Origin of the sequence: Stenotrophomonas maltophilia group sp. Smal32 (genome assembly GCF_030237085.1) — a bacterium.
GTDB lineage: Bacteria > Pseudomonadota > Gammaproteobacteria > Xanthomonadales > Xanthomonadaceae > Stenotrophomonas > Stenotrophomonas maltophilia_Q.
Genome location: NZ_JASJSI010000009.1, coordinates 61,832 through 70,672 on the forward strand (window position 1 = coordinate 61,832; position 8,841 = coordinate 70,672).

At 67.3% G+C, this 8,841-nt stretch carries 6 protein-coding genes; 1 reads left to right on the plus strand and 5 read right to left on the minus strand.

Annotation, left to right across the window (positions count from 1 at the left end; genetic code table 11):
• Positions 1–169 precede the first annotated feature (169 nt).
• A complete protein-coding gene (locus QRO91_RS04000; RefSeq protein ID WP_285310271.1) occupies positions 170–1,378 on the plus strand; it encodes a serine hydrolase in 1,209 nt (402 codons plus the stop codon).
• A gap of 74 nt (positions 1,379–1,452) precedes the next feature.
• Here the strand turns inward: QRO91_RS04000 and QRO91_RS04005 are convergent, their stop codons facing one another.
• The 5 genes from QRO91_RS04005 to ptsP form a co-directional block, all read right to left on the minus strand.
• On the minus strand, positions 1,453–2,052 hold the full coding sequence (locus QRO91_RS04005) for a fasciclin domain-containing protein (protein WP_197619201.1): 600 nt from the start codon (positions 2,050–2,052) through the stop codon (positions 1,453–1,455).
• A 190-nt stretch (positions 2,053–2,242) separates the two neighbouring features.
• A complete protein-coding gene (locus QRO91_RS04010; RefSeq protein WP_049430751.1) occupies positions 2,243–3,496 on the minus strand; it encodes a carbohydrate porin in 1,254 nt (417 codons plus the stop codon).
• 83 nt (positions 3,497–3,579) lie between these two features.
• On the minus strand, positions 3,580–5,283 hold the full coding sequence (locus QRO91_RS04015; protein WP_197650048.1) for a PTS fructose transporter subunit IIC: 1,704 nt from the start codon (positions 5,281–5,283) through the stop codon (positions 3,580–3,582).
• 86 nt (positions 5,284–5,369) lie between these two features.
• The gene (locus tag QRO91_RS04020) at positions 5,370–6,326 is read right to left on the minus strand and encodes a 1-phosphofructokinase family hexose kinase (protein ID WP_197619195.1); all 957 of its coding nucleotides are present in this window, start codon (positions 6,324–6,326) and stop codon (positions 5,370–5,372) included.
• On the minus strand, positions 6,323–8,833 hold the full coding sequence (ptsP, locus tag QRO91_RS04025) for a phosphoenolpyruvate--protein phosphotransferase (protein WP_285310272.1): 2,511 nt from the start codon (positions 8,831–8,833) through the stop codon (positions 6,323–6,325). The genes QRO91_RS04020 and ptsP overlap by 4 nt, the downstream gene beginning before the upstream one ends.
• Between the last annotated feature and the right edge of the window lie 8 nt (positions 8,834–8,841).

Below are 8,841 nucleotides of genomic sequence, written 5' to 3' on the forward strand. Positions count from 1 at the left end.
GCAGGCCGGCGGCGAGGGCCATCGAGTTCGCGTGTTCCCTTGGCGGGCTGCGGGGGCCATTCGTGTGGCGCCGTGATGATGCTGCCATGTGGTCGGGCATGACTTCAGGCACTCGGTCATGACTACACCTGTAGTCAATGTAAGCAGGCATTCACCGTAGGAGATGCCAATGAACACTGCACGATGGCTGTCCAGCTTCGCGGCCTTGATGCTGGCCGTCCCTGTACTGGCCACCACGACCACCACGACCACCACGGCCGACGCCGTCGCGACAATCGAACACAATGCCCGTGCCGCGCATTCGGACGCGGTACTTGTCTGGAAGGATGGAAGAACACTGCTGGAGCCCCGGCCAGGGACGGGCGATGAACCGGTTCACCTCATGTCGGCCACCAAGTCGGTGGTGGCGCTTGCCATCGTGCTTCTGCTGGACGAGGGAAAACTGGCCTCGCTCGACGAGCCGGTAAGCAACATCTTCGCGGAGTGGAAGCAGGGGCGGAAACGGGACATCACGGTACGCATGCTGCTGGACCATACCTCTGGCCTGCAGAACCTGGCCAACGCGGGGGAAGAGCTGGAAGCTGCGCCGGACCTGGTCAAGCTTGCGCTGGCTGCAGAGCTGAGCAGCGATCCAGGCACCACGTTCTCCTACAACAACAAGGCCACCAATCTGCTGCCCGGCATTGTCGAGCGTCTGGCAGGGGAACCGATGGATGCCTACCTTGAGGCGCGCCTTTTCAAGCCGCTGGGCATTGCCCGATATACGTGGTTGAAGGACGGTGCGGGCACGCCCTTGGGCATGGCCGGATTGTCGCTGAGCGCCCGCGATCTGGCGACCATCGGGCAGCTGCTGCTTGATGGCGGCGTCACCCAGGCGGGTACGCGCGTGCTGAGCGAGCGGTCGGTGGCGCTGCTGACGGCAGCAAGTGCCCGCTCGCCGGATGTTGGTCTCCTGTGGTGGCGCATTCCAGCATGGGAGCGTTATGAGCTGAAAGGCCAGATGGCCGGCTTCCTGGCGCAGCATGAAGTCAGCGATCCGGTCCAGCAGGCATTGCTGGCCACCGAGGGCAGGGCATTCGACAGCAGGAGTGCACTGATTGCGTACATGGCCGAGCGACTTGGGGCGGACTGGCCGCAGCACTATGGCAGCGAGATCACCGGTCGTGGACTCAAGCTCTCCGACATGTTCGACATCCAACGCGGCCCAACCGTTGCCTACGCCGCCAATGGCTACCTGGGCCAGCACCTGGTCATCGTTCCGCAACAGCAGGTGGTTGCCGTGCGCCTCATCCACCGACGCGACACCCATCTCGCTCCATTGGATGACTACGCGACGTTCCCGGCGGATGTACTCAAACTGGCCCAGGCGCTTCAGTGAAGGGAGGAGCCGGGCCTGTGCCCGGCTCCTCGTCCACTACTTCATGCTGCTGGCCGGAGTGGCAGGGCGTGCCACTACTTCGGCATCAGCACAGCATCAACAACGTGGATGACGCCGTTGGATTGGTTGACGTCGGCGATGCTGATACCTGCTTTGCCGCCCTTGGCGTCGATCACCCACAACATGCCGTCATGAAGTGCGACGGTAAGCGGCTCGCCTTGCACAGTCTTCAGCGTGGCTTTTCCACCGTGCTTCCTGGCATCGGCCAGGAGCTGGGCGGAACTGAAGCGTCCTGGCACCACGTGGTAGGTGAGGATCCGTGTGAGCTGTGCCTTGTTTTCAGGCTTGACCAGTGCATCGACCGTGCCTGCTGGAAGCTTGTTGAAGGCGGCATTGGTGGGTGCGAAGACAGTAAAGGGACCGGCGCCATTGAGCGTATCGACCAGGCCCGCGGCCTTGACCGCTGCCACCAGGGTGGTGTGATCCTTGGAGTTCACAGCGTTTTCAACGATGGTCCTGGTCGGGTACATCTCGGCCCCGCCAACCATCACGGTATCTGCGGCGAAGCTGGCGGAAGCGGTTGAGACGAGTACGGCGAAGCTGACTGCGGCGGCGATGCGCTGAAGAGCGTTCACGGTGCGTTCCTCGGTAGGATGCCCGCACAGCGCGGGCATCCTACATACGGCTGGCGGGAGCGGCTGGATGCACCAGCGTGATGCTGAGGCCGGCGTCGATCGAATCCACGCTGCCGGACAGACGTGCGGTCATTGACCAGAGCCGCTCGCTGCCGCCCACAGGGCAAAATGGACTGCGTGGGCATCACGAGCCGTTGATCGGCAATCGCGTGGACGAAAACGGATTCTCCTACAGACTCCAATCGACCCGCAGGCCGGCGATCAGCGCATTCGGTAGATCATGCTGGCGTGCGGGTTCGTTGAACTGGTCCGGATGCACGATGTAGTGCAGGTTGGGTGCGACCCGAAGCTGCGGGGTGACCTGGATGCCATAGCTCAGTTCCATCATCACCTGGCTCCCGTGCGGGGTACCGCTGCCACCCGCCGCGGCACGGGCGAGGCGCAGGTTCTCCAGCGCGATGCTGCTGTACTTCTGCTGGGTCACGACGAAGGCGATGCTGTCCTGCGGCCGGCTGGCGAACGTGCCTTTCTGCACCAGGCCGGCCTGCAGGAAGTGATCCTCGATCAACTGGCCGGAGGTACCCTTGAGTGCGGCACCGAAGAGGGTCAGGCCACGACCGCTGCCATCGCTGCTGAGCTGCTGCTCGAAGCGGGCGAACGCACCGGAGCGACCATGACGTGTCGCGTACTCCTGGCCACTGAGCAGCGCCGACATGCCGTTGGCATCGCGCAGCGGGTCGCGGTAGGTCGAGTTGTCCTGCCAGCCACCCAGTTCGTAGCGGGCCTTCAAGCGCGCCGACGCGGGGCTGCGCCAGCCGATCGTGTAGGGCACGACCCAGCCGGTGGCCTGGTTCGTGCTCCATTTCAGGCCGTGCTGGCCATCTTCGGCCTGGCTCGGGTCGACCTGGTACGCGCCCACGCGTACGTAGACATCCGGCGTCACCCATGCCGTGGCATCAGCCATCCAGCTCGATACCGGCCACCATGTGAAGCTGCTGGTGCGGAACACATAGGTCGGGTTGCCGCAGGCCGAGTTGCCCTGGAAGTACTGGCACCACTCCGAACCGAGATGATGGATGTTGGCGACGCTTCGCCCTGCTTCCAGCACCAGTCGGTCGTTGAGCAGTTTCTGCTCGATCGTCAGATTGGCCAGGCGCGTTCCCTGGCCACCGTAGATCTCCTGCACCGAGGTGCTGTTGCCCGTACTGCTGTTGGCGAGATTGGTGCCGTGGCGGTTGATGCCGTAAGCCTTGATCGTTGCGCCCCGCCAGCCGAACGCGGCGTCCAGGTCCACGTCGGCACCGAACATCAGCTGGCCGGCATAGGCCGTGCCGCTGCGCTTGCCGCCGTCAAGCGTGGCGGCCGCCTCGCCGGTGTAGGCGAGCCTGGGAGTGAAGACGTCGCTCGCGTCTGCGGTGGCGGCCAGGGATGGCAGGGCAAGCGCGATCGCCATCGGCAACATGTGTCGGGAAGAGCGGGTCATGGGCGAGGGTCCTTGTGCAGGGCGTAGGTCGCTGCGCCCCTGCGTGCGCAGGGGAGGTGGCAGGGTCTTGGCGATGGGGTGGATCAGGCCGGCGTGGTGACCGGCTTCTTGAGGATGCGCAGCGCGACCGCAGTGACGGCCACGCCGGCCAGCAGTGCCAACAGGTAGATGCCGAGGTGAGTGACTGCGTTCGGGATCGGCAGCACGAACACGCCGCCGTGCGGCACCTTCAGCTCGACGCCAGCGGCCATCGAGATTGCACCTGCCACGGCAGAACCAAGGATCAGCGCTGGAATGGTGCGCAGCGGATCACGCGCGGCGTAGGGGATCGCGCCTTCGGTCACGAAACTGAGGCCAAGCACGCCGGCAGCACCGGCCGTGCCGCGCTCCTCGGCGGTGAAGCGGTTGCTGAACAGCCATGTCGCCAGTGCAATACCCAGCGGCGGCGTCATGCCGCCGATCATCGTCGCCGCCATCGGCGTGTAGACCTGGCTGGAAATCAATGCAGTAGAGAACGCGTAGGACGCCTTGTTGACCGGCCCGCCCATGTCCACCGCCATCATTCCGCCCAGCAGCAGGCCAAGCAGGATCGCGCTGCCGCCCTGCATGCCGCGCAGCCAGTCGGTCAGCCAGGCCAGCAGCCCGGCGACCGGCGTGCCGATCACGTACATCATCAACAGGCCGACCAGCAGCGTGCCCAGGACCGGCAGGATCAGCACCGGTTTGAGGCCTTCCAGGCTGCGCGGCAGGCGCAGCGCACGGTTGATCCAGTGCACGCCGTAGCCAGCGATGAAACCAGCCAGGATGCCGCCGATGAAGCCAGCATCCATGTTCACTGCTACCAGCCCGCCGATCATGCCGGGCGCAATGCCGGGGCGGTCGGCGATGGAGTAAGCGATGTAACCGGCCAGTGCGGGCACCATCAACATGAAGCCGGACTTGGCCCCGATCTGGAACAGCGACCAGGCCAGCGTGCCCTTGTGGGCATCGTCGAAGGCATAGATGCCGCCGAGTGCGAATGCCAGTGCGATCAGCAGGCCGCCGGCAGTGACGAACGGCAGCATGAACGACACGCCGGTCATCAGGTGCTTGTAGGGCCCGGTGGCCTTGGTCTTTTCGGTCGTGCGCCCTGAAGTTGCCGTACCTGCCTGCATGCCGGCCTCGGCCAGCGCCTTGCGGATCAGGTTCTGGCCGTCGTTGATCGCCGGTTTGGTGCCGCTCTTGAACAGGCGTTTGCCAGCGAAGCGCGACAGATCGACTTCGCGGTCTGCGGCGATCAGGACGAGGTCAGCAGCCGCGATTTCCTCGTCGCTCAACGCGTCCTGCGCGCCGACCGAGCCCTGGGTTTCGACCCGGATTGCATGGCCCAGCGCCTTGGCGGCCTGTTGCAGCCCCTCAGCCGCCATGAAGGTGTGAGCAATGCCGGTGGGGCAGGAGGTAACGGCAACGATGCGCTTGCCCGCATCCGTGCCGGCGTCGTTCGACCGTGCGGCCGCGAGCGGTGCGAGCGCCGCAATCGGGTCGTCCAGTACCTCGCCCAAGCTGGCATGCGCGATCTCAGCATTGGCGAAGCGCGCGATGTCCGGCTCACCACCACCCACCAGCAGCAGGTGCGTCGCGGCGGCGGCGTTCGATGCAGGCAGTGCGCCGGTCACGCCCTGGTCGCTGCGGATCTCGATCATCAGCTCGAGCCCGCGCTGGCGGGCGGCGCGGCGCAGCGCTTCGGCGGCAAGAACCGCCTCGATGCTGCGTTCGCCAGCGGCGATGACTACGGTAGAAGCGTGCATGGGAACTCCTGGAATTCTTCGGGTTCGTCCTTGCCGAAGGCGCTGCGGTCGGCGTGAAGCCAGCCGCCTTGCCTCCGGCAGGGGGGTCAATCCAACCGCTCGATCAGTACATCGCCGACCCACCCGCGTACCTGCGCCGGGTCCAGCCGTCGTGCGTCACCGCTTTGCAGCCGGCTCATCGAGAACGCGGTCGCCAGCCGCGCGCAGCCGTCCAGATCGAGGGCGGGCTCCAGCATCGCGGCAGCGATGCCGGCGACCATGGCGTCGCCCGCACCGACCGTGCTGCCCTGGGCCAGTCGCGGCGGTCGTGCGACCAACGCGCCGCTGCGATCAATGAACAGCGCGCCGTCGGTGCCCATCGAGATCGCTGCGAGCGCCACCCCGCGTTCGACCAGGGCCTGGCCAGCGACGCGCAGAGCGCTGCGGTCCAGCAGCGGCGTGCCGGTCCAAGCCTCCAGCTCCTGGCGGTTGGGCTTGACCGCGTAGGGCAGTGCACCCGCAGTGCCACTCAACGCAGCGGCAAGCGCATCGCCACTGGTGTCCAGCAGCACGCGCGCCCCTGCGGCACCGGCCTGCACCTGCAGCCGCGCCCATGCGTCGGCCGGCAGGCCGGACGGCAGGCTGCCGGACAGCACCACCGGCAGGCCCGGCAGCAGCAGGGCACCGAGCCGGCGCGACACGGCGTCCAGATCGGCATCGTCGAGTGCCAGGCCGGGCAGGTTGATGTCGGTGGTCTCTCCGTCTTCCTCGTCAACCAGCTTGATGTTGGTGCGGGTGCTGCCCGGAATACGCAGGCAGCCATCTACGATGCCGCGCGCCGAGAACAACGTACCGAACACACCGTCGTTGCCGCCACCGAGTACGCCCAGTGCCGTGGTCGGCACGCCCCAGTCGGCCAGGCAGGCGGCCACGTTGATGCCCTTGCCACCCGCATCGTCGCGGCTGCTGCGCGCGCGATGCACATGGCCCGGCCGCAGGCTGGCCAGCCGCACGGTCTGGTCGATCGCCGGGTTCAAGGTAACGGTGACGGCGCGGGCATTCATGCACCTGCTCCATCGAGGGCGCGTACCTGCTCGGCGGTTTCGCAGTCCAGCGCGGCATTGGCCAGCCTCTGCAGATCGGCCAGCGCAGTGCCGCGCAGGCGTGCCTTCACCGACAGGATGTCGTTCGGGGTCATCGACAGTTCGTCCACGCCCAGCCCTGCCAGCAGCATCGCACCGAACGGATCGCCGGCCAGGCCACCGCAGACACCCACCCAGCGCCCCTGCGTGCGTGCACCTTCCACCGTGGCGCGGATCGCGCGCAGCACGGCCGGATGCAGGCTGTCGGCTTCTGCGGCCAGCTCCGGGTTCTGGCGGTCGATGGCCAGCACGTACTGGGTCAGGTCGTTGGTACCGATCGAGAAGAAGTCGGCGTGGCGGGCCAGCGCATCGCTCTGGGTTGCGGCGGCCGGGACTTCGATCATGATGCCGATCGGCACGTCGGGTGCCTCCAGTTCGGCGCGCAGGCGCTCGCAGATGGCGCGCAGTGCCGTCAGCTCCGGCACCGAGGTGATCATCGGGAACATGATGGACAGGCGTGCACCGTCTCTGGCCGTTCGATACAGCGCACGCAGCTGCGGCTCCAGCAGGTCGGGGCGGCGCAGCAGCAGGCGCGCGCCACGTACGCCGAGGAACGGGTTTTCCTCGTGCGGCAGCTCCAGGTGGGCGACCTGCTTGTCGCCACCGATATCGAGCGCGCGCACGATCAACGGACGGCCGTCCAGCGCCTTGGCCATGGCCATGTAGGTTGCGTACTGCTCATCCTCGCTGGGCGTGCTGCCGCGTTCGAGGAACAGGAATTCGGTGCGCATCAGGCCAACAGCTTCCGCGCCCTGTTCCAGCGCCAATGGCACCTGCTCCGGCAGGTTCACGTTGGCGCCGATGTCGATGCGATGGCCATCGGTGGTCTGCGCCGGCTGCGCACGCTGTGCGGCTTCACGCGCGCGGATCTGCTGCTGCTCGGCGATCCAGGCGCGAGCCGAAGCAAGATCTGCCTCGGAGGGGGACAGGTAAAGCCGCCCGATGCTGCCGTCGATGATCGCCTCGCGGCCGGCCTGGATCGCCAGCAGTTCGGCGCCACCGGCAACCAGCGCCGGCAGGCCGAGCGTGCGCGAGAGGATTGCGGTGTGTGAGGTGGGACCGCCCAGTGCAGTGGCGAGGCCGAGCACGCGGCGGGTGTCGAGGTTGGCGGTATCCGAGGGCGACAGGTCGGCGGCAAGCAGGATGCACGGCTGCGTCGGCAGATCGGCCAGGCCGCCGCCGGCTGCAGAGGGGTCAAGCTGCGCCAGTACGCGCCGACCCACATCGCGCAGGTCTGCCGCGCGCCCGGCCAGCACCGGATTGCCCAGCGCCGCCAGCCCGGAGGCGATCTGCTCGATGGCCTGGTGCCAGGACCACGCGACGCCATGGCCTTCAACCATCAGCTGGCAGGTGCGGGTAATCAGGTCGGTATCGTCAAGCAGCGCAGCCTGCGCCTTGAAGATTGCCGCATCCGAGGCGCCAAGGCGGCGCTGGGTGTCGTCCTGCAGTGCGGCCAGCTGCTGGCGGGTGCGGCTGAGTGCATCCTGCAGGCGTGCGCCGCCCTCGCCGAGCGGGGCAGGGCGATCGGCAACATCGGCCTGCGCGCTGGCCAGTACATGCACCGGGCCGATGGCCAGCCCGGGGCTGGCGCCGATGCCGACGATCGCCGCCCGCGCTTCGGGTGGATTCCAGCCCGCGACCGGCGCCGCCTTTCGCTGTGCTGCACGCTCCGCATCAGCCTTTTCCTGCGCCACCAGCCCGTCCATGACCTTGCGCAGTGCGGCCAGCAGTGCGGGGGCATCGACGCCTTCGGCAGAAACACTCACGGCATCGCCCTCGCGAAGCCCAAGCTGCAGCAGCGCCACCAGACTCTTGGCATCGGCAGCCTGATCGCCCGCGCGCACCTGGGCACGGGCCGTGAAACCCCGCGCCGCCTCGGCCCAGCGCGTGGCCGGGCGCGCGTGCAGTCCACTGGGGTAAGCGATGGTCCAGTCGAAGCGCTCGGCCAGGTCCGTCACCGGTACGTGGGCGACAGTGACAGTCGCATCACGGGCCAGCGCATTGACGATCTCGCCCGCATCGAGGGTGGTGAACAGCCGCTGCAGCGCCGCCTCGTCCTGGATCAGGCGGGTCAATCTGCGGAGCAGGGTGATGTGGGTGTCGGACTGGGCGGCGATGCCAACCACCAGGCGGGTGACCTGGCCCGGGTTCCATTCCACGCCTTCCGGCAACTGCAGCACCGCAATGCCGTCGCGGCGCACCAGGTGGCGGTCCTCGCCGAGCCCATGCGGGATGGCCACGCCATGGCCGAGGAAAGTGTTCGCCAGCGCTTCGCGGCGCCCCATGCTGGCCTCGTAGCCCGGCGCCACGCAGCCTGCGGCGACCAGCATCTGGGCCACCTGGGCGATGGCATCGGTCTTGTCCTGTGCCCGCGCGTCCAGGCGGATCAGTTCCCGGCTGACGGGAGAGGGGGAGGTCAGGGGCGACAAAGCGGGCT